The sequence below is a fragment of the Nonomuraea candida genome (genome assembly GCF_000725485.1).
GTDB classification, from domain to species: domain Bacteria; phylum Actinomycetota; class Actinomycetes; order Streptosporangiales; family Streptosporangiaceae; genus Nonomuraea; species Nonomuraea candida.
In genome coordinates this window covers 83,233-101,517 of record NZ_JOAG01000025.1, presented here as the reverse complement: position 1 = coordinate 101,517, position 18,285 = coordinate 83,233, and the positions used below count along the sequence as shown (strand labels likewise).

Genomic DNA, 18,285 nt, shown 5'->3' with positions numbered 1-18,285 from the left:
CGCCCGCCCCGCCCGCCCCGCCCGCCCCGCCCGCGCCGGGGCGGGCGGGCCGAGGACGGTCACCGGCACTGGGCCAGCATCGTCCTCTTGTCGGCGGGCGTGACGGGCAGGTCGTACTTGAGGGCGACCTGCGCGAAACGGGTGACGTAGGCGCAGCGGATGTCCCGGCGCGGCGGCAGCCAGCCGGCCGGGCCCGAGGCGTCCTTCTGCTCGTTGGCGTCGCCGTCCACCGGCAGCAGGTTCAGCGGGTCGTTGGCGAAGTCGAGCCGCTTCGACATCGGCCACCGCGGCGCCCCCATCCGCCAGCCGTAGTTGAGCGGCACCACGTGGTCGACCTGCACCTCGTCGGCGTCGTCCTTGCGCCAGTGGATCAGCCGCCCGGTGTAGGGGTCCGCCAGCACCATCGAGACCACCTCGCAGGTCGATCCCGCCCGGTACTTCACGTCCTGGCCGTCACGGGCCAGCAGGTCGTCACGGGTGCGGCAGCCGTTGCGCGCGTACGGCACGCCGGTGGCGTCGTCGGCCCAGTTGTCCCCGTACCGGGTGCGCCGGTAGCCGGTGTTGGGGCCGAAACCCCGCACGCGCAGGTCCTTGATGAGGCCGCGTGCCTCGGCCTTCTCGGCGTCGGAGATGATGGGGGCCAGACCCGGCAGCGTTCCGCTGACGTTGCCGAGCGGGCCGGCGGCGGTGGCCGGCTGGATCTTGGCGCTGCCGACGAGGGAAACGATGATGATGGCTCCGGTGAGGACGGCGACCGCGTCCTTGGTGCTCAAGCAGGCCTCCCTGAGCTCCAGGTTGTCTAGAGAAATTCCCGGCATCGACGGTTTTGACACAGGGAGGGTCAGGTGACCGATCGCCCGATCGACCCGGACGTCGATCTCCATGTGCCTGCGCAGCGTACCGAGCCGCTCCGGCAGGTGCTGCCGGTGATCGCCGCGGGCGGGGCGCTCGGGGCGCTGGCCCGGTACGCCGCGCAGGTGGCGCTGCCCGCCGGGCCCGCCGACTTCCCGTGGGCGACATTCCTGGTCAACGTGTCGGGCTGCCTGCTCATGGGGGTGCTCATGGTGGTGATCACCGAGGTGCGGCGGGCGCACCGGCTGGTACGCCCGTTCCTGGGGGTGGGGGTGCTGGGCGGGTACACGACGTTCTCCACCTACGCCGTGGACGTGCAGCGGACGATCGCGGAGGGGGCGCCGGTGACGGGGCTGCTCTACCTGGCCGGGACCCTGGCGGCGGCGCTCGCGGCGGTTACGGCGGGCATGTGGCTGACCCGGAGGGCGGCCGCCCTGACCCGGACGGGCGCGCGGTGACAGGGGCGATGATCGGGGCGGCGACCAGGGCGGCGACCAGGGCGGTGACCAGGGCGATGATCGGGGGGTGACCGGGACGATGATCGGGGCGGTGGCCGCAGCGGTGGCGGGGCCGGGGAGCGCGGTGCGGGCGCGATGACGGTGGTGCTGATCGTGCTGGGGGCCGCGGTGGGGGCGCCGCTGCGCTACCTGGCGGACCGGGCGGTGCAGGCGCGGCACGACACGGTGTTCCCGTGGGGGACGCTGACGGTCAACGTCGCGGGGTCGGCGCTACTGGGGTTCCTGGCCGGGCTGCCGGCGGGGGACGGGGTGATGGCGCTGCTGGGGACGGGGTTCTGCGGGGCGCTGACGACGTACTCGACGCTGGGCTATGAGACGGTGCGGCTGGTGGAGGAGGGGGCGCGCTTCCACGCCGTCGCGAACGCGGCGGCCAGCGTGGTGGCCGGGCTCGGCGCGGCCTCCTGCGGGCTGGCGCTGGCGCAGACGATGACCTGACGGGGGCCGCCCGGCCGGCGGGTCCCGGACCAGGACCCGGGATCAGGGCCAGGCCAGGACCCGGGATCAGGGCCAGGACCGGGGATCAGGGCCAGGACCCCGGATCTGGGCAGGACCCCGGATCTGGGCAGGACCCGGGATCGGCGCCGGCAGCGAGATCTGAAGCAGGAGCGGGGCTGCGACCGGGCCGGCGCCGGGCCGGGTGGAGACGCGCGGGCCGGCGGGAGGCGGTGGGGTGGAGGAGGGCTGCTGCGCCGGCGCGGCGGCGTCCGCTGAGGTGTCGCATGTGTTCCTCCAGGTCGTGCGGTCGTGCCTGGTGCCAGTCTGGGCGAGGCCCGCCGGGCGGGCTGTGCTCCGGATGACACGTAGCGTGTGACCCCGGTGACAGCCCGAACCGTCCCCAGGTCACGCGCCGTGCCGGATGGAACGGGACGGAACGCCCCCGAAACACCCCCGGAACCCTGCGGAACGCCATGGAACGCCCTCCGCCATGACACAGCACTCCTCACCGGGGGACACCATGCGCAAGACCCGCCGCCCTGCGCGTGGTCGAGGTCGTGCCCGGCTCGCCCGCGCACCGGGCCGGGCTGCGCGCGGGCGATCTCGTGCTGAGCGCCGGCCGCAGCCCGGTGGCGGACGCGCAGAGCCTGCAGCGGCTGATGTTCGCCGAGGCGATCGGGCGGCCCCTGCCGATCACCGTCTACCGCAACGGCGCACTGGTGGACGTCATCGCCGAGCCGGTGGAACTCACCGGCTCGGGCGTCTGAACCCGCCGCGCCGGCACTCACCGACCCCGGCATGCACTCACCGAGCTCGGAGGCACTGACCGACGCCGGCACTCACCGACGCCGGCACTCACCGAGCCCGGCTGCGCTGACCGAGCCCCGCGGCGGTCACCGGCGAAGACGGCGGTGACCGGGAGGGGTCACGGGTGCGGGGGAGCGGGGGGCTCCGGCGTGGCGGGGCGGGACCTGCCCTGGCGGCGGGCCAGCAGGTCGGCCAGCAGCTCGTCCCACTTCTGCCCGATCACGTCCACGTCGTAGTTCCGGGCGGTCTCCACCGCCCCGGCGGCCAGGTCGCGGCGCAGCTGCTCGTCCTCGATGACGCGGATGATCGAGGCCGCGAGGTTGTCGTTCGTCCGCGGCTTGACCAGCAGCCCGTCCACCTCGTTCGTGATCATCTCCTTGGGCCCGTGCGGGCTGTTGAAGCTGACGATGGCCAGCCCCTTCGCCATGGCCTCCAGGATCGTCATGGGGAAGCCCTCGTGGCGCGAGCTGAGCACGTAGATCGAGGCCTTCTCCAGCTCGGCGCCCACGTCGGTGGTCGGCCCCGGCAGCTCGACCTTGCCCTCCAGGCCCGCCTCCACGATCTGCTTGGCCAGGTTGTCGTGCTGCGGCCCGGCGCCGTAGATGCGCAGCTTCCAGTCGGGGTGGGCGGCGGCCACGGTCTCCCAGGCGGTGATCAGCCGGTGGAAGCCCTTGATGCGGGTCATCCGGCCGACCGCCACGGCGACCTTGGCGTCCAGCTTGGACACGCCGCCCGTCATGGGGGGCACGGCGTTGGGGATGCGCGCCAGCCTGCGCGGCTTCTTCGGCAGGGTCTCGCGGTAGTCGCGAAGGTCGGCCTTGGTGAGGGTGACCAGGGCGTCGAGGCGGCGGTAGCGCCACTTGATCAGCTCCTGCACCGGCTCGGGCTGGGTGGCCAGGGCCACGTGCTCCTGACCGATCGTGATGACGCCCGGCAGCGCTAACTGGGCCATCGCGAGGTTGAGCCCGGGGCGGGTGGCCATCAGCACGCCGGTGTCGAGCGAGCGGATGTAGCGGGCCAGCCTGAGGTCGGTCCACAGGTTGAACCTGTGGTAGGCGTTCTCCTCCTTGGGGATGAGCTTGCTCGGCATCTTCGACAACATCGCGCGCACCGGGTCGGAGCCGGGGTCGAGCCGGTCGTCCAGGAAGCGGAACTTCACGCGCGGGTCAATGGGGAAGAACGGCTCCTCGGCCTCCTTCAGGATGCTGACGATCTCCACGTCGTGCTTCTCGGCCAGGTAGCTGGCCAGGTTGAACACGGTCCTGATCGTTCCGCCCATCCCGTAGGCGTGCAGCAGCAGGATGCGGACCTTCTCGGTCGACGGTGGCGGCGCGTTGCGTATCTTGCGCCGGTTGTATCCCCGGTAGAGCCGTACCACTGCCGACTTGCCCTTGCGTGCCAATGCGCGCACCTGACAAATCCCCCTTAGTCATGGAAGGTCACAACACACATGGCCGGTGGCGAGAACGGTTGCCTCACCACCGGCCCAATGTCTTTCCGTCGGTGGGTGCATTTTGTTCATCCCCGATGCACTAACCCCACCTATGATCTTTAGACGCCAGAAAGGTCATTAAGGTTGCATGCGCGGCCTGTGTCGGGGATCTGGAGTGTGCGGCGGGTGCTCGGCCAGCAGGTCCAGCGCGACGTCGATGGCCCGTTCGAGCTGCGTGTCCACGCCGGCGGCGTAGTCCTGCGGGGTGATGTCCACCTCGATGTCGGGGTCGGTGCCGTAGTTCTCCACCTGCCAGCCGACGTCGTCGAAGGCGAAGGAGAACTCCGGCTGCGTCGTCACCGTCCCGTCGGCCAGCCGGTGGCGCGGCCAGATCCCGATCACGCCGCCCCACGTGCGCTTGCCGACCAGCGGGCCCAGCCTGAGCAGCTTGAAGGTGTGGCTGAAGATGTCGCCGTCGGAGCCGGCCCACTCGTTCGTGATCGCCACCAGCGGGCCGCGCGGCGACTCCGGCGGGTACGGCTCCGGATCGCCCCACCGCGGATAGTCGTAGCCGAGGCGCCGCCTGGCCAGCTTCTCCAGCAGCAGCGCCGAGACGTGCCCGCCGCCGTTGAAGCGCACGTCCACGACCAGCGCCTGCCGGTCGTACTCGGCCAGGAAGCCCCGGTGGAACTCCCCGAACCCGTCGGCCCCCATGTCCGGCACGTGCAGGTAGCCGACCCGGCCGCCGGAGCGTTCGTGGCACCGGGCGCGGTTGAGGTTCACCCAGTCGCGGTAGCGGGCCGGCTGCTCGTCGGCCAGGGCGCGCACGGTGACGGTGAAGACCCGCTCCCCGCGGCGCAGCGTCAGCTCGACCTCCTCGCCGGCCTGGTTGACCAGGCGCTCGTTCGGGGTGGCCGTCGCCGCCCCGATGGGCGCGCCGTCGATGGCCAGGACCGCGTCACCCGTACGGACGTCCAGCCCGACCCGGTTGAGCGGCGAGGTCGCCCGCGGGTCCCACGGGTCACCGGTGACGATGGCGGCGATGTGGTAGACCCCGTCGCGCAGGAACCAGTCCACGCCCAGCTTGCCCTGGCTGTAGTCGGGGCCGGGACGGTACTCCCCGCCGCTCTCGTACGCGTGGCTGGTGGCCAGCTCCCCGTGCAGCTCCCACAGCAGGTCCGAGAACTCGCCCCGGGTCGTCACCCGCTCCACCAGCGGCCGGTAGCGGTCGTAGACGGCCGGCCAGTCCACGCCCGCCATGTCCTCGGTCCAGAAGTTCTCCCGCTGCAGCCGCCACGCCTCCCGGAACATCTGCCGCCACTCCGCCTCCGGGCAGACCGACACCTTGATGCGCGACAGGTCGATCCAGCCGCTCTCGCGCCCCGGCGTCTCCTCCTCGCCCGGCACCTCGCCCGCCTTGACCACGCGCAGCCTGGCGCCCGCCCGGTACAGCAGCGTCCGGTGGTCGCGGCCCAGCTCGAAATCGGTGACGCCCTCGGCGAACGTCTCGCTCTCGCCCTTGGCGAAGTCGAACAGGTGCAGCGTGCCGTCCCCTTCGAGCGGGCTGGTCAGGATCAGCGCCTTGCCCTTCAGCCCCGCCACCCGCTCGTAACGGCCCTCCGGCAGCGGGAACGCGGTCACCCGGCGGGCCAGGCCGTCCAGGTCCACGCGCAGCGGCCCGGGCCCGCCGCCCTCGCCCCCGTCCCCCGCGCCGCCCCCCGCCCCGTCCCCCGCGGCGTCCTCGCCGTCGCCATGGTCATTGCCGTCGTCGTCATCCTCGTCCTTGTCCGCCAGCGGGCGCTGGCGGGGCACGAACGGGTCCGGCACGTCCGCGCGCAGCGCCACCGCGTACGGCCGGGTGCCCAGCGGGAAGCCCAGGTCGAACTGGAGCTGGTCGTAGACGGGATTGAAGACGCGCTGGCCGATGAAGTACAGGTAGCGGCCCCGCGGGTCGAAGGCCGGCATCGAGTCCTGGAGCACCGGCTCGCTGGCCTGCACGGTCCGTCCCGTCTCGGGGTGGTGCAGCTTGATCGCGGTGGTCTGGGCGTTGAGCGGGCTCGCGTACGCCAGCCACCGGCCGTCGTGCGACCAGGCCGGGTTCCCGGGCGGGCCGTGCGGGTTGGCCTCGACCAGCTCCGACCGGCCCGTGGCCAGGTCGAGCAGGTGCAGCTCGCTGCGGTGGTTGACGACCGCCACCCGGTCGTGCGCCGGGTCGGGCACCAGGTCGTTGATCCGGCCCAGCCGGGCCACCTCCGTGCCGGGGCCGCCCTCGCCGCCCTCCAGGACGACCAGCCGCTCCTCGTCGCCGTCGTCGCTGGCCGCCGCGATCAGCCGCACGCCGTCGTTCAGCCAGGTCAGGAAGCGGTAGCGGACGCCGTCGGGGGAGCCGTGCTGGCGGACGGGGCCCTCCCAGTCCGCCATCGCGTACGCCTTGCCGCGTGAGGTGATCGCCAGCGCGCTGCCGTCCGGGCTCAGGGTGGCGCTGTCGAGGTAGTCGGCGGCGTCGACGAACCGGCGGTTGCGCTGCGTCCTGGAGCTGTCCAGCCGCACCTCCAGCCGGCGCGGCCGCTCGCCGGGCTCCAGCAGGTAAAGGTCCGCGCCCGCGTGGTAGACCAGCCGCCGGCCGTCGCCGGACAGGTTGCGGGCGTAGTAGTCGTCGTGATGGGTGTGCTTGCGCAGGTCCTGCCCGTCCGGGGCGCACGAGTACACGTTGCCGACGCCCTCGTGGTCGGAGATGAAGCACACCCGCCCGCCGCTCCAGCAGGGCGAGGCCAGGTTGCCCGGCAGCCTGATCAGCCGCCGGAACTCGCCGTCGCCGCGCGGGTCGATCCACAGGTCGCCGACCGTGCCGCCGCGGTACCGCTTCCACCGCGCCGGATCGGCGGTGTTGCGGCCCAGCACGATCATGCCGTCGGGGCCGTACGCGATCGAGTTCGCCGGTCCGTACGGCAGCCGCTCCGGCACCCCGCCGGGGGCCACCCGGTGCAGCCACTTGCGGCCCTCGAACGGCTGGGACTGGTCGCTGGCGTACAGGATGCGCCCTTCGGGGTCCCATCCGGTCACCGCGCAGCGGGCGCCGTGGAAGGTCACCCGGCGGGCCGCGCCGCCGCCGGACGGCATGACGTACACCTCTTCCGGGCCCTCCTCGCGCCCCACGAACGCGAGCCGGTCGCCGCGCGGCGAGATGCGCGGATAGCCCGCCTCGGCCAGCCCGGCGGTCAGCCGGAAGGCCCGCCCGCCCTGGGCGGAGACCATCCACAGGTCGTCCTCGGCCGCGAAGACCACCACGTCCTGGAAGACGGCGGGGAAACGCAGGTAAGCCGACATGACAGCTCCACGGGCGGGTCCACGGGCGGATCCACGGGCGGATCCACGGGCGGGTCCACCGGACGATCGGACGGCCCGGACTCTCTGCGGGGCCGCGGCCGTCCGATCACGTCACCGTCGGGCGGCCGTCGACGGCCGCCCCCGGGTCACCCTTCGTCGGTCGTCTTCCGGCTTTCCCGCTTCGTCTCCTTGGCCTGCCGGTTGGTCTTGATGGCGGCCTTCTTGGACTTGCCGGACTTGGACGCGGGTTTCTTCTTCGTGTCAGCCATTTTCGAGATTCCCCCCTGTACGGATGAGATGCACCGGATTGGTGCACTAAGCCCGTTACTACCCATCTAACGGCGAAACCCGACATACCACCTATCAGTCCGGATTGGCTGGCTTAATATCCCGACGGATGCGATCTCCGGCTCTCGTCGGTGCTGATCTCTATACTCGCCGCATGTCCGAATCACCCACGGCATTCGACCTCGCCTACGGCCTGCTGCGGGAGGGCCGCCTGATCGACGCCGAGCAGCTCCTGCGAAGAGAGCTCCAGCGCGTCGAGCACGCCCACGGCCTCGAACCCCGGGTCAGAGCAGGCGGAGTTGTTCGGGTTGGGGGGAGGGGCGGGCGATGGGGCGGGGTGGGACGCGGCGGGCCCTGGCGGGGGTGGCGCGGCCGACCCCGTGGCGCTCGGCCAGCTCCCTGACCAGGCTTGTCACGCGCTGCTGGTAGGACTTCGGCGCGTAGGCGCCCCGGCCGTAGAGCTCCAGGTAACGCGGCACCAGCCGGGGATGCTCGCGCGAGAGCCAGGTCAGCCACCACTCCCGGGCCCCGGGCCGCAGGTGCAGCACGATGGGGGAGAGGTGGGTCGCGCCCGCGTCGGCGATCGCCTTGACCGTGCGGTCGAGCTGGGCGGGGGAGTCGGTGAGGTAGGGCAGGATGGGCGCCATCAGGACGCCGCACGCGACGCCGTTGTCGTTGAGCGTCGCGCACGTCTCCAGGCGGCGGCCCGGGTTGGGCGTGCCGGGCTCGACGGCGCGCCAGACGTCGGGGTCGACGAAGCCGACCGAGACGGACGCGCCGACGTCGGTCACGTCGGCGGCCTCGGTCAGCAGGTCGAGGTCGCGCAGGATCAGGGTGCCCTTGGTGAGGATCGAGAACGGGTTGGCGGCGTCGCGCAGCGCGGTCAGGATGCCGCGCATGAGCCGGTAGCGGCCCTCCGCGCGCTGGTAGCAGTCGACGTTGGTGCCCATGGCGACGTGGTGGCCGCCCCAGCGCGGCGAGGCCAGCTCCTTGCGGGCCAGCTCGGCGGCGTTGACCTTGACCACGATCTTGGAGTCGAAGTCCGCACCGGCATCCAAATCTAGATATTCGTGCGTTTTTCGGGCAAAACAGTAAATACACCGGTGGCCGCAGCCCCGATAGGGATTGATCGTGTAGTCGAACGGCACCCGGCTCGCCCCGGGAACCCGGTTGATGATGGATCTGGCCTGAATCTCATAGAAGGTCATCCCTCTGAATTCGGGCGTGTCGAACGTTCGGGTCACCGCGCCGCGGGCGAAGAGCGGCACGGCCGGATCGTCCCGGCCGGGCCCGGCCAGGCGCAGGTTGTCCCAGCGCATGCCATGATTAGAACAAGGGTTCGATCTTGATCGCAAACTGAAAAGAGGTGGCAATTACCTGGCAAGGCGGGGGCTAATGATCTTCAGGGTTGGGCAGAAAGACGCCACGGAGCTTGCGTTCGGGAGGTTCATCTATGGCCTGGTCGCAGGACGAGGAGCGGATGCTGGCCCAGATCGAGCAGCACCTCGTCGATGACGATCCGCGACTCGTCGCACGGCTCGAGTCGTTCAACGAGCGGGTTCGTCGCAGCGAGGCGAAGTCGAAGGGGCAGCCCGCCCCCAAGAGCCGGCCGCGCCGCTCGACCGTCATCATCCTGATCAGCTGGCTGCTCATCGCCACGCTCGTCGCCACTCTCCTGATCATGGTCCTTCGCAACGAGGCCGCCGCGGCGCTCGCGCTGACCGCCGCCTTCTGAGCACCCGCCTTCTTAGCACCCGCCTGCTGAACACCCGCCTGCTGAACACCCGCCCCGCCTCTCGACGCCTCTCACCTCACGTCCGCCCGCCGCCGCACCACCTGCCATCGTGACCCTGGTGCCCTGGTGCCCTGGTGCCCTGGTGTCTGGTGCCCTGGGCGCGGGTGGGCCTCGGTCCGGCGGGTCAGACAGGCCGGTTCGCCGCGGGGCTCAGTGCAGGCCGCGCTTGCCCGGCGTCCAGAACGGCTTGACCTTGATGGACTTGCGCGGCCAGTTGCGCTCGCGTACCAGGAAGTCGCGGATCAGCCGGCACGTCCGGGCCTCCCCCGCGACATAGGCGGCGCCGCCGTTGCCGGGCAGCTCCAGGCCGGCCACCGCGGAGAGCAGCGTCTTCGACGAGGCGGCCGGGGCGCCGTGGCGGTGCGCGCGGCGCAGCTCGTGCGGGCCGGGCATGGGCAGGTCGTGCTCGGCGGACTCGCTCTCCAGCACCCCGAGCACCCGCGCGTCCCGCCCGAGCGCGCGCAGCATCGGCCCGAACGCCGCGGCGGCCGTCTCGTCGCCGGCGAACAGGTGGAAGGGGGCGTCGTCGCTGGTGAAGAAGTCGCCCTGCGGCCACCAGAACGTGACCGCGTCGCCGGGCGCCGCCTCGCGGGCCCAGCGCAGCCCGATGCCGTCCCCGTCGTAGAGGTGCGCCCGCAGCTCCAGCGCGCGCCGGTCCGGGGCGAGGTCCCAGATCGTGTACGTCCGCAGCGTGTCGGCCGGCCGCATGATCCCGTGGAGGGACAGCGGGTCGTTGAGCTGGACCCGGATGTGCTGCCCCGGCCGGTACGGGAACGCGATCGGCGCGTCGGTCGCCAGCCGGATGCGCCGCATGGAGGCCGTGACCGGCTCGGCGTCGGTGACCCGCGCCTCCATCACGTATTTGGCGAAGGCGCCCGCCAGGGGGTTGCGTGCCATGCCCATCTCCCTAATGAGGGTAAATTTGCTTAGAGGCATTAAGGAAACATAGATGCTTTAGAATGTCAACGCAGGTTCCCGGAGGAAAGGTGGGCGATGGCCGCGCAGGGTGTCAGCAGGCGTGAGCGGATCCGGCAGACGACGCTCGCGGAGATCCGCGCCGCGGCCCGCAGGCTGCTGATCGAGCAGGGGCCGCAGGCCGTCACGATCAACGCGGTGGCCAGAGAGATGGGGATGAGCGGCCCCGCGCTCTACCACTACTACGGCAGCCACGAGGAGCTGGTCGGGGCGGTGACCGCCGACTTCTTCCGCGAGCTGACGCAGGCGCTGGAGTCGGCGCGCGACGCGTACCCGGCGGGGGAGCACGGGCGGCGGCTGCTGTCGGCCTGCCGGGCGATGCGGCAGTGGGCCATCACGCATCCGGCCGAGTTCAGGTGGGTGTTCGGCAGTCCGATCACCTCCGAGCGGCGGCCCGGCTCGGCGCGCGAGCTGGCCGGGCGCGACTTCGAGCAGGTCTTCCTGGAGGAGGTCGCCGCCCTGTGGCACAGCCGCCCGTTCCCGGTGCCCGCCCCCGAGGAGCTGGACCCGTCCATCAGGAAGCAACTGGCGGCGTACGCGGCCTCCGCCGGCCTGGAGCTGCCGGTGGAGGTGATCCACGTCTTCATGTCGTGCTGGATCAGGCTGGACGGCCTGCTCTGCATGGAGATGCTGAACCAGCTCGACTTCCTCTTCACGGACATGGAGCCGGTGTTCGAGGAGTGCCTGCGGGAGATCGCGCCCAGGCTCGGCCTCGCGTACGAGCCCCCGCCCGGCGGCGCCGCGCGTTAGGCGGCGCGGGCGGCCCGCAGGATCGTGTCGGTGAGCCCGTCGAGATAACCGGGCCCGGCCGGCGCGCCCCGCACGGTCAGCCGCCAGTGGATCGGCGCGGCCACGAGATCGAGGACGCGCTCCAGGTCGGCGTCCGCCGGCAGCTCGCCGCGCCCGATCGCCCGCTCGAACACCACCCGGGCGACCGGCGGATCGGCGAGCCATTCGAGCTGCGCGCCGAGGAGGGCGCGCAGGTCGCCCCGCAGTGAGCAGACGCCGCACAACACCGACCACATCCTGACCGGCCCCGAGGCGCTGAGCTACGACGACGTCGCCGCGCTGCTCGCCCGGCGGACCGGCCGGCCCCTGCGCCACCGGCCGGTCTCCGTCGAGGAGCTGGCCCGGCACTTCGCCGAGCGGGGCCTGTCGCCGGAGTACGCCGCCCTGCTGGCCGCGCTCGACGACGACATCCGCGGCGGCTCGGAGGGCCGGGTCACCGGCACCGTCGAACGCGTTACCGGCCGGCCGGCCCGCCGCTTCGAAACGGACGCCGGCCTCAGAGGTTCTTGAGGAACGTGGCCGCGATGGGGGCGGCGACCGCGCCGCCGCCGCCCCCGCCCTCCACGACCACGGCGAAGGCCACATCCCCCTTGAAGCCCATGAACCAGGCATGGGAGTCGAGCTTCTCGCCCGTGCCGTACTCGGCCGTGCCCGTCTTGCCGTGCGTGCCCGCCGGCAGCCCCGCCGACTTGGCGGTGCCCTTGGTCACCACGGCGGACATCATCGTGTGCAGCCCGGACTTCACGCGCGCGGGCAGCCGCCGCTCGGCGGCCTGCTGCTTGATCGAGGGCACCAGCGTGGGCGGGCGCCACGTGCCGTCGGCGATGGCGGCGGCGACCGAGGCCATGGACAGCGGGCTGGCCGTGATGCGGGCCTGCCCGAACGACTCCGCGGCCAGCTCGGCGTCGGACTCCGCCTTGGGGAAGCTGGCCTGCGTGGCGGGCACCCCGATGTTCAGCGGCTGGTTGAAGCCGACGTCCTCGGCCGTGTCGAGCAGCTTGTCCGCGCCCAGCTTGGCCTGGGCCAGCGGCGCGAACGTGGTGTTGCACGAGTGCGCGAACGAGTCGAGGAACGACACCGTCCCGAACGACTCCTTGTCGGAGTTGCGGATCTTCAGGCCGCCCACCGTCGCGTACTGAGGGCAGGTCACCTTGTCCTGCGGCGACACCCCCGCCTCCAGCAGCCCGATCGCCGTGACGGCCTTGAACGTCGAGCCGGGCGGGTAGCGGCCGTCCAGCGCCCGGTTGAAGCCGCCCACGTTGTTGACCACAGCCAGGATCTCGCCCGTCGAAGCCCGGATCGCCACCAGGGACGCGGGCTTCTTGACCTTCTTGATCGCCGTCACCGCGGCGGCCTGCGCCCGCGGGTCGAGCGTGGTCCGCACGGGCTCGCCCTTGGCGCCCTCGATCGTCTCCAGCGTCTTGTCGCCCAGCCGGATCTCGGTCGTGGGCGTGCCCGCCAGCCGCTCCTGGAAGGTCTCCTGGAGCCCGCCGCGCCCGACCGCCTGCCCCACCTTGTAGGAGGAGCCGAGCTTGGCGACGTCTTTCCTGGTCGCCTTGTCGAGGTAGCCGACGAGCTGCTGCACGGACCCGCCGACCGTGCCGGTGTCGATGCGGTCGCCCTCGGCGTCGGTGATCTCGGCCCGCTCGGGCCAGCGCGTCTTGATGGAGAACGTGGCCCCCTCGGTCATCGACGGGTGCAGCGTGGCGGGCTTCCAGTCCACCTTCCAGGTGCGGTCGGCCACCACCAGGTCGATCTTGCCCTCGTAGGACCACGCGCCGATGTTCTTCAGGCCGAACGTGGCGGTGTAGGGGACGCTGGCCCGGCCGTCGCCCTCGGTCACCCGGCCGAGCCTGATCGCGGCGGACTCGACCGAGAGCGCGGTGCGCTGCTGGTCGTACGCGCCGAGCTGCTTCGGCGTGGCCAGCTCGGCCGTCATGGCGGTCTTGTCACCGGCCTGCCACGCGGCGGCGAAGCGCTGCGCGGTCTCGGCCGGGGTGCCCCTGGTGTGCAGCACGTAGTACGCGCCACCGGCCGCGGCCCCCACCGCGAGCACGGTGGCGCCGGAAATGATCGCGATGGTACGGCCCCGCGCCACTGATCAGCCCCCTGCTCTTCGACGACGAGTGTCCGAGCTTAGCGGTGTGGAATGAACTATCGGATCAAGTGTGACGAATCACGACATGCCATTTGACGCCTTGTAACTGGCGGCGTACGTCGGCACGTACTCCTGGCCGGACAGCCGCTGGATGGCCGTCATGATCTCGTCGGTCACCCGCCGCCGGTCGCGCGCGCTGCGGTGGTCGCCCTCGAACCGCATCGGCGCCCCGATCGTGATGCCGATCCTGGCCGGCCTGGGCACCTTCGACCCGAGGGGCAGCACCTTCTCGGTGCCGTTGAGCGCCACCGGCAGCACCGGCGCGCCGGTCTTGAGCGTCAGCCAGGCCACCCCGATCTTGCCGCGGTAGAGGCGGCCGTCGGGGGAGCGGGTGCCCTCCGGGTGGATGCCGAACAACTCGCCCCGCTCCAGCAGCGCCGCGGCCTCGTCGAGCATCGCCTGCGCGGCGTGGGCGCTCTCGCGGTCGATCGGCAGGCTGCCGCCCAGGCGCATGAAGAACCCGGAGACGGGATTGCCGTCGAAGTACTCGTTCTTCGCGGTGAACGTGACATGCCTGGGCAGCAGCGCCGGCAGCAGGAACGAGTCGAGGACCGACAGGTGGTTGGCGGCCAGGATCGCCGGGCCGGACCTCGGCACGTGAGCCGCGCCCGAGATGTGCGGCCGGCACATCGCGTGCGCGAGCGGCGCGGCGGCGAACTTGACCACTTGATACAGCAACGAGCTCTCCTGATCATCGGAGCGGGCGGCCACCCCACAATAAAGCAGGCGCCCCGCCGGTGCGGCAGGACGCCTGGGAAAGCTGTTAGGCCGATGTGGCGGTCGCCTCCTCGGCGAGATGCACAACACGGCTCCAGCCGAACGGTATTCCGTGAAGGCGGTAATTTGCGGCCCGGGGGACACAGACCACATCGGCAATCTTGAGTTAACCACATGTCCGCGGCAACGAGGTACTCGTGGCGTCACCGCGGGGCCAACATCAGGGAAAGCGATCACGCCCGGGGGAAAGCCCGCGCAACGCCGCCCCGCCCGCCCGGCCCGGTCACGTCCTGGTCCAGTGGGGTTGCGCCACGTCGAAGACGCGCAGCTCACGCCCCCGCAGCGCCACCTCCGCGAACTGCCACAGGATCGCCCCCGTCGGCGCGTGGATCACGATGGACGGCCCCAGCGGCATCTGCAGCAGCTCGCCCTGCCAGCGCGGCACCCCCGGCGCCAGGAGCCACTCCAGCGGCACCTCGTGCACCGAGGCCACCTCGCGCGGGTCCGGCACCGGCTCCTGACGGCCGCCGAACGCCACCACCGGCGTGATCACGAACCCGGAGTCGGTGACGAAGTCGTCGAGCAGCCCCGCCACCTCGACCCCGGTGATGCCCGTCTCCTCGGCCAGCTCGCGCAGCGCCGCCGCCACCGGCTGCTCCCCGTCGTCGGCCCGCCCGCCGGGCAGCGCCCACTGCCCCGGGTTGCGGCCCCGGGCCGCCCTCCTGATGACGACGACGTACGGGTCGTGCCCGGTGTCCTCCAGCACGCACACCGTGACGCCCGCCCTGCGCACCCCTCCGGCCGGCGGGACCTGCCGGCGCTCGAAGGCGGCCAGCCGGGCGGTGACCTGCTGGCGCAGCAGCTCGATCGGCGGAAGCACCCTTCAAGGATCGCACGCCGGGCTTCGCGGGGAGTGCGGGAGGGGCCTGCGGCGCGGGGCCGGCGCGGGAGCGTTCAGGCGGCGGTGAGCAGGATGCTGAGCAGCGTGCCCAGCAGCATTCCCGCGCCCGCGGCGGTGGCGGCCCACCGGCCCAGGGGCTCGCCGCGGAGGTGCCCCACGACGCCCAGCACGACCCCCGCCAGCCCGAACACGACCGGGCTGAACAGCACGGCCACCGCCGCGCAGGCGAACCCGGTGACCGCCAGCACCTGGTCGGCCGGCCGGGGCCGCGGCGCGGACGGCGCCCTGGGCGGCGGCCGCCACCCCACCCGCAGCACGGGCCGGGTGCCGGAAGCGGAGGGCGGGGCGCCCGAGGCGGGCGGGGGGTCGTCCGGGGGCGGAGGCGGGGAGCCTGAGGCGGGCCGGGGGCCGTCCGAGGACGGGGGCGGGGGAGAGGTCACGGCCGGGCTCCTCTCGGCGCGGGCACCCTCATCACACACCGGCCCGGCGCGTCCTGTCGAGCGCGCCCGCACGGGTGTCCGCGCATCTCAGATGGCCCGCGCCGGAAGGGAGAGCGGGGGCGGGAGCGGGCGGGCGTGCACGACGTCGAGGCGGGAGACGGCGCGGGTGAGCGCGACGTACAGGCGGTTGAGGCCGCGCCGCTCGGCCTCGGCGATGGCGGCCGGCTCGGCGACGACGACGTGGTCGTACTCCAGGCCCTTGCACATCGAGGCGGGCACCACGGAGAGCCGGCCGCCGAGGTCCAGGCCGTCGTCCCACAGCGCGGACGTGACCGCCTCCACGTCGGCGTCGGCCGCGATCACCCCGATCGAGCCCTCGAACGCCAGCGCCTCCCGCGCCGCCGCGGCCACGCCCTTCTCCAGCGCGCCCACGCGCGTCACCCGCAGCCGCCCGTCCGAGCGGTACGAGCGGGTCTCCGGCACCCGCGCGTCCAGCGCCGCCAGCAGCGAGTTGGCCAGCTCCACCACGGCCGCCGGGACCCGGAATCCGGTCGTGAGGGCGATGACCTCGGCCTCCGGCTTGCCGAGCAGCGCCATCCGCTCCGGCCAGGACGTGGCCGCCCACGGCGTGGTGCCCTGGGCCAGGTCGCCCAGCACGGTCAGCGAGCCGTGCTCGCTGCGCCTGGCCACCGCCCGGCACTCCATCGGCGACAGGTCCTGGGCCTCGTCCACGATGACGTGGCCGTAGCCGCGCGGGCGCTCGATCAGCGCGGCGATCTCGTCGAGCAGCACCAGGTCGGCCGCCGACCACCGGGCGCTCTTGACGCTGCGCGGCGGCCGGGCCCAGGTGATGGCGGCCCGCTCGGCCTCCGTCAACAGGCCCGTCAACAGGCCCGTCAACAGGCCGCGCGCGGGCTCCGCCGCGCCGCGCAGGACCTCGTACAGGACGTCCTGGGGCGTGGCGGACGGCCAGACCGTGTCGAGCCAGGCGGTGACGCCGCGGCCGATCCTGCGCAGCCAGGGCGCGCCGGCCGTCCGGCCGCGGGCCTCCGCCTGCCGGCGGATCGCCTCGACCACCCGCGCCCTGACGCGCTCGCGGCCGACGGCGTACGGGACGGACTCGCGCCGGGTGTCGTCCACGAAGCGGCGCAGCTCGTCCTCGTAGACCCGCCAGGTGGTGGAGCCGTCGGGCACCGCGACCGGTTCGACCGGCTTGCGGACCCGCCCGTACAGCGCCCGGCGCAGCACCTCCGCCATGCGCGCGTCGTGCTTGACCACGGCCGCCGCCTCGTCGTCGGCCGCCGTGACGGGGACGGTGGACAGCAGCGCCTCCAGCGTCGTCTGCTCGACGTCCACCTCGCCCAGCGCGGGCAGCACGGCCGAGATGTAGCCGAGGAAGGCCCGGTTGGGGCCGAGCACCAGCACGCCGGTGCGCTGGAGCCGGTGGCGGTGCGCGTAGAGCAGGTAGGCGGCCCGGTGCAGGCCCACCGCCGTCTTGCCGGTGCCCGGCGCGCCCTGGACGCAGATCGAGGTGTCCAGGCCGGCGCGGACGAGGTCGTCCTGCTCGGGCTGGATGGTGGCCACGATGTCGCGCATGGGGCCGACGCGGGGGCGTTCGATCTCGGCGGCCAGGATCTTGCTCTCGCCCTCCTCGCCCTGCCCGAGCCGCTCGTCCTCGAAGCCGGTGAGCGTGCCGCCCGACCAGCCGAAGCGGCGGCGCACGGCCACGCCCTGCGGGTCGCGGGCGCGGGCCCGGTAGAAGGCGCGCGAGACCGGCGCGCGCCAGTCGATCACCACGGGCGGGCCGCCGTGCTCGCCGCTGATGTGCCGCCTGCCGATGTGGTACGAGCGGCCGGAATGCTCGGCGGAGCCCGGGCCGAAGTCGAGCCGCCCGAAGAACGGCGGGCCGTCCGGCTCCTCGCTCAGCTCCTTGGCCAGGCTCTTGAGGTGGCGGCCCAGCCGTTCGGCGCTGTAGCGGTCGCCCGCCACGGTCTCACCGACGATGACGTTGTCCCGCGCGCCCGCCAGCATCCTGCGCAGGCCGGCCCGGCAGCGTTCGACGTGCTCCCGCTCCTCGTCGAGCGTGCCCATCACACCTCCCAAGTGTTAACTCAGTCAAGAATTTAACCAGGTTAACACTTTGGTAGGGTGTGCTCATGACGGGACTGCGGGAGCTGCAGCGGCAGCGCGTGCACGAGGCCATCTCCACGGTGGCCATCCGGCTCTTCCTGGCGCGGGGCTTCGACGAGGTGCCGGTGACGGAGGTCGCGGCGGCGGCCGGGGTGTCGAAGCCGACGCTGTTCAAGTACTTCCCGACCAAGGAGGACCTCGTCCTGCACCGCATCTCCGATCACCTGGGCGAGTCGGCCCGGGTGGTGCGGGGGCGCGCGCCGGGGGAGGGGCCGGTGGAGGCGCTGCGCCGGCACTTCCTCGACGGGCTGGCCCGGCACGACCCCATCACCGGGCTCAACGACGACCCCGAGGTGGTGGCCTACCACCGGATGGTGTTCTTCACCACGCCCAGCCTGCTGGCGCGGCTGCACCAGCACATGGCGATGGACGAGGACGCGCTGGCCGAGGCGCTCGCGGAGAGCGCCGACGAGCTGACGGCCCGGCTGCTGGCCGGGCAGCTGGTGGCCACGCAGCGGGTGCTGGCGCGGCGCAACTGGCAGTGGCTGGCGGACGGGCGGCCGATGGCCGAGGTCGAGCCCGAGGCGGTCCGCGCCGCCGAACAGGGCTTCGGCATGCTCCCCGCCGGCTTCCCGCCCCGCCTTCGCCGCACCTGACGCCCGTCCTGCCCGCCTCGGGGTGAGGCCCGCCCCCGCCCCGGTGCGGTCCGCGCCGATCGGCC

18 protein-coding genes are annotated in these 18,285 nt (G+C 72.7%); 6 read left to right on the top strand and 12 right to left on the bottom strand.

The window, feature by feature from the left end; genetic code table 11:
- Window positions 1-59: 59 nt before the first annotated feature.
- The gene (locus tag IO39_RS24065) at window positions 60-773 is read right to left on the bottom strand and encodes an HNH endonuclease family protein (protein WP_211267142.1); all 714 of its coding nucleotides are present in this window, start codon (window positions 771-773) and stop codon (window positions 60-62) included.
- A gap of 72 nt (window positions 774-845) precedes the next feature.
- Here IO39_RS24065 and crcB (IO39_RS24060) point away from each other — a divergent pair, with 72 nt between their 5' ends.
- The 3 genes from crcB (IO39_RS24060) (at window position 846) to IO39_RS24050 (ending at window position 2,572) form a co-directional block, all read left to right on the top strand.
- A complete protein-coding gene (crcB, locus tag IO39_RS24060) occupies window positions 846-1,310 on the top strand; it encodes a fluoride efflux transporter CrcB (protein ID WP_043627409.1) in 465 nt (154 codons plus the stop codon).
- Window positions 1,311-1,445: 135 nt separating this feature from the next.
- A complete protein-coding gene (gene crcB / locus IO39_RS24055; protein WP_043627407.1) occupies window positions 1,446-1,805 on the top strand; it encodes a fluoride efflux transporter CrcB in 360 nt (119 codons plus the stop codon).
- A 545-nt stretch (window positions 1,806-2,350) separates the two neighbouring features.
- Window positions 2,351-2,572 (top strand): PDZ domain-containing protein, encoded by a 222-nt coding sequence (locus IO39_RS24050; RefSeq protein WP_043627405.1) that lies wholly within the window; start codon window positions 2,351-2,353, stop codon window positions 2,570-2,572.
- A 158-nt stretch (window positions 2,573-2,730) separates the two neighbouring features.
- Here IO39_RS24050 and IO39_RS24045 read toward each other — a convergent pair whose 3' ends face one another.
- The 4 genes from IO39_RS24045 to IO39_RS24035 all read right to left on the bottom strand — a co-directional run bounded on the left by IO39_RS24045 (window position 2,731) and on the right by IO39_RS24035 (window position 8,978).
- On the bottom strand, window positions 2,731-4,023 hold the full coding sequence (locus IO39_RS24045) for a glycosyltransferase family 4 protein (RefSeq protein WP_084773389.1): 1,293 nt from the start codon (window positions 4,021-4,023) through the stop codon (window positions 2,731-2,733).
- A 159-nt stretch (window positions 4,024-4,182) separates the two neighbouring features.
- Window positions 4,183-7,371 carry a S41 family peptidase gene (locus IO39_RS24040; protein ID WP_043627402.1) on the bottom strand — a complete coding sequence of 1,063 codons (3,189 nt, stop codon included), beginning with the start codon at window positions 7,369-7,371 and terminating at the stop codon, window positions 4,183-4,185.
- 146 nt (window positions 7,372-7,517) lie between these two features.
- Window positions 7,518-7,640 (bottom strand): hypothetical protein, encoded by a 123-nt coding sequence (locus tag IO39_RS59025; RefSeq protein ID WP_281200128.1) that lies wholly within the window; start codon window positions 7,638-7,640, stop codon window positions 7,518-7,520.
- Window positions 7,641-7,943: 303 nt separating this feature from the next.
- Window positions 7,944-8,978, bottom strand: a complete 1,035-nt coding sequence (locus IO39_RS24035; protein ID WP_043627400.1) for an Rv2578c family radical SAM protein — start codon at window positions 8,976-8,978, stop codon at window positions 7,944-7,946.
- Window positions 8,979-9,112: 134 nt separating this feature from the next.
- On the opposite strand from IO39_RS24035, the gene IO39_RS24030 reads away from it, so the two are divergent.
- A complete protein-coding gene (locus IO39_RS24030; RefSeq protein ID WP_043627398.1) occupies window positions 9,113-9,394 on the top strand; it encodes a DUF3040 domain-containing protein in 282 nt (93 codons plus the stop codon).
- 210 nt (window positions 9,395-9,604) lie between these two features.
- On the opposite strand, the gene IO39_RS24025 is transcribed toward IO39_RS24030, so the two are convergent.
- Window positions 9,605-10,351, bottom strand: coding sequence for a siderophore-interacting protein (locus IO39_RS24025; protein ID WP_245642175.1), 747 nt, complete (start codon window positions 10,349-10,351; stop codon window positions 9,605-9,607).
- Window positions 10,352-10,447: 96 nt separating this feature from the next.
- Here IO39_RS24025 and IO39_RS24020 point away from each other — a divergent pair, with 96 nt between their 5' ends.
- Window positions 10,448-11,179, top strand: coding sequence for a TetR/AcrR family transcriptional regulator (locus IO39_RS24020; protein ID WP_043627392.1), 732 nt, complete (start codon window positions 10,448-10,450; stop codon window positions 11,177-11,179).
- Here IO39_RS24020 and IO39_RS24015 read toward each other — a convergent pair.
- From IO39_RS24015 to IO39_RS23990, 6 genes are all read right to left on the bottom strand, one after another.
- Complete coding sequence (locus tag IO39_RS24015) at window positions 11,176-11,445, bottom strand: TetR-like C-terminal domain-containing protein (RefSeq protein ID WP_211267141.1); 270 nt, start codon at window positions 11,443-11,445, stop codon at window positions 11,176-11,178. The genes IO39_RS24020 and IO39_RS24015 overlap by 4 nt on opposite strands.
- Before the next feature lie 269 nt (window positions 11,446-11,714).
- Window positions 11,715-13,316, bottom strand: a complete 1,602-nt coding sequence (locus IO39_RS24010) for a penicillin-binding transpeptidase domain-containing protein (RefSeq protein ID WP_043627389.1) — start codon at window positions 13,314-13,316, stop codon at window positions 11,715-11,717.
- A 78-nt stretch (window positions 13,317-13,394) separates the two neighbouring features.
- Window positions 13,395-14,054 carry a lysophospholipid acyltransferase family protein gene (locus IO39_RS24005; protein ID WP_245642173.1) on the bottom strand — a complete coding sequence of 220 codons (660 nt, stop codon included), beginning with the start codon at window positions 14,052-14,054 and terminating at the stop codon, window positions 13,395-13,397.
- Window positions 14,055-14,376: 322 nt separating this feature from the next.
- Window positions 14,377-14,973, bottom strand: a complete 597-nt coding sequence (locus IO39_RS24000) for an NUDIX hydrolase (protein WP_052423296.1) — start codon at window positions 14,971-14,973, stop codon at window positions 14,377-14,379.
- A 74-nt stretch (window positions 14,974-15,047) separates the two neighbouring features.
- Window positions 15,048-15,434: a hypothetical protein gene (locus IO39_RS23995; RefSeq protein WP_157548814.1), complete on the bottom strand. Its 387-nt coding sequence runs from the start codon at window positions 15,432-15,434 to the stop codon at window positions 15,048-15,050.
- A gap of 87 nt (window positions 15,435-15,521) precedes the next feature.
- Window positions 15,522-17,525: a HelD family protein gene (locus tag IO39_RS23990; protein WP_052423294.1), complete on the bottom strand. Its 2,004-nt coding sequence runs from the start codon at window positions 17,523-17,525 to the stop codon at window positions 15,522-15,524.
- A gap of 65 nt (window positions 17,526-17,590) precedes the next feature.
- On the opposite strand from IO39_RS23990, the gene IO39_RS23985 reads away from it, so the two are divergent.
- Complete coding sequence (locus IO39_RS23985) at window positions 17,591-18,220, top strand: TetR family transcriptional regulator (RefSeq protein WP_043627452.1); 630 nt, start codon at window positions 17,591-17,593, stop codon at window positions 18,218-18,220.
- The last annotated feature ends 65 nt before the right edge of the window (window positions 18,221-18,285 follow it).

Excerpts from the sequence above, each read along its gene's own strand:
- crcB (WP_043627407.1), top strand. The coding sequence starts at position 1,446 with ATGACGGTGGTGCTGATCGTGCTGGGGGCCGCGGTGGGGGCGCCGCTG.
- IO39_RS24040 (WP_043627402.1), bottom strand. The coding sequence starts at position 7,371 with ATGTCGGCTTACCTGCGTTTCCCCGCCGTCTTCCAGGACGTGGTGGTC.
- IO39_RS59025 (WP_281200128.1), bottom strand. The coding sequence starts at position 7,640 with ATGGCTGACACGAAGAAGAAACCCGCGTCCAAGTCCGGCAAGTCCAAG.
- IO39_RS24035 (WP_043627400.1), bottom strand. The coding sequence starts at position 8,978 with ATGCGCTGGGACAACCTGCGCCTGGCCGGGCCCGGCCGGGACGATCCG.
- IO39_RS24030 (WP_043627398.1), top strand. The coding sequence starts at position 9,113 with ATGGCCTGGTCGCAGGACGAGGAGCGGATGCTGGCCCAGATCGAGCAG.
- IO39_RS24025 (WP_245642175.1), bottom strand. The coding sequence starts at position 10,351 with ATGGCACGCAACCCCCTGGCGGGCGCCTTCGCCAAATACGTGATGGAG.
- IO39_RS24020 (WP_043627392.1), top strand. The coding sequence starts at position 10,448 with ATGGCCGCGCAGGGTGTCAGCAGGCGTGAGCGGATCCGGCAGACGACG.
- IO39_RS23990 (WP_052423294.1), bottom strand. The coding sequence starts at position 17,525 with ATGGGCACGCTCGACGAGGAGCGGGAGCACGTCGAACGCTGCCGGGCC.
- IO39_RS23985 (WP_043627452.1), top strand. The coding sequence starts at position 17,591 with ATGACGGGACTGCGGGAGCTGCAGCGGCAGCGCGTGCACGAGGCCATC.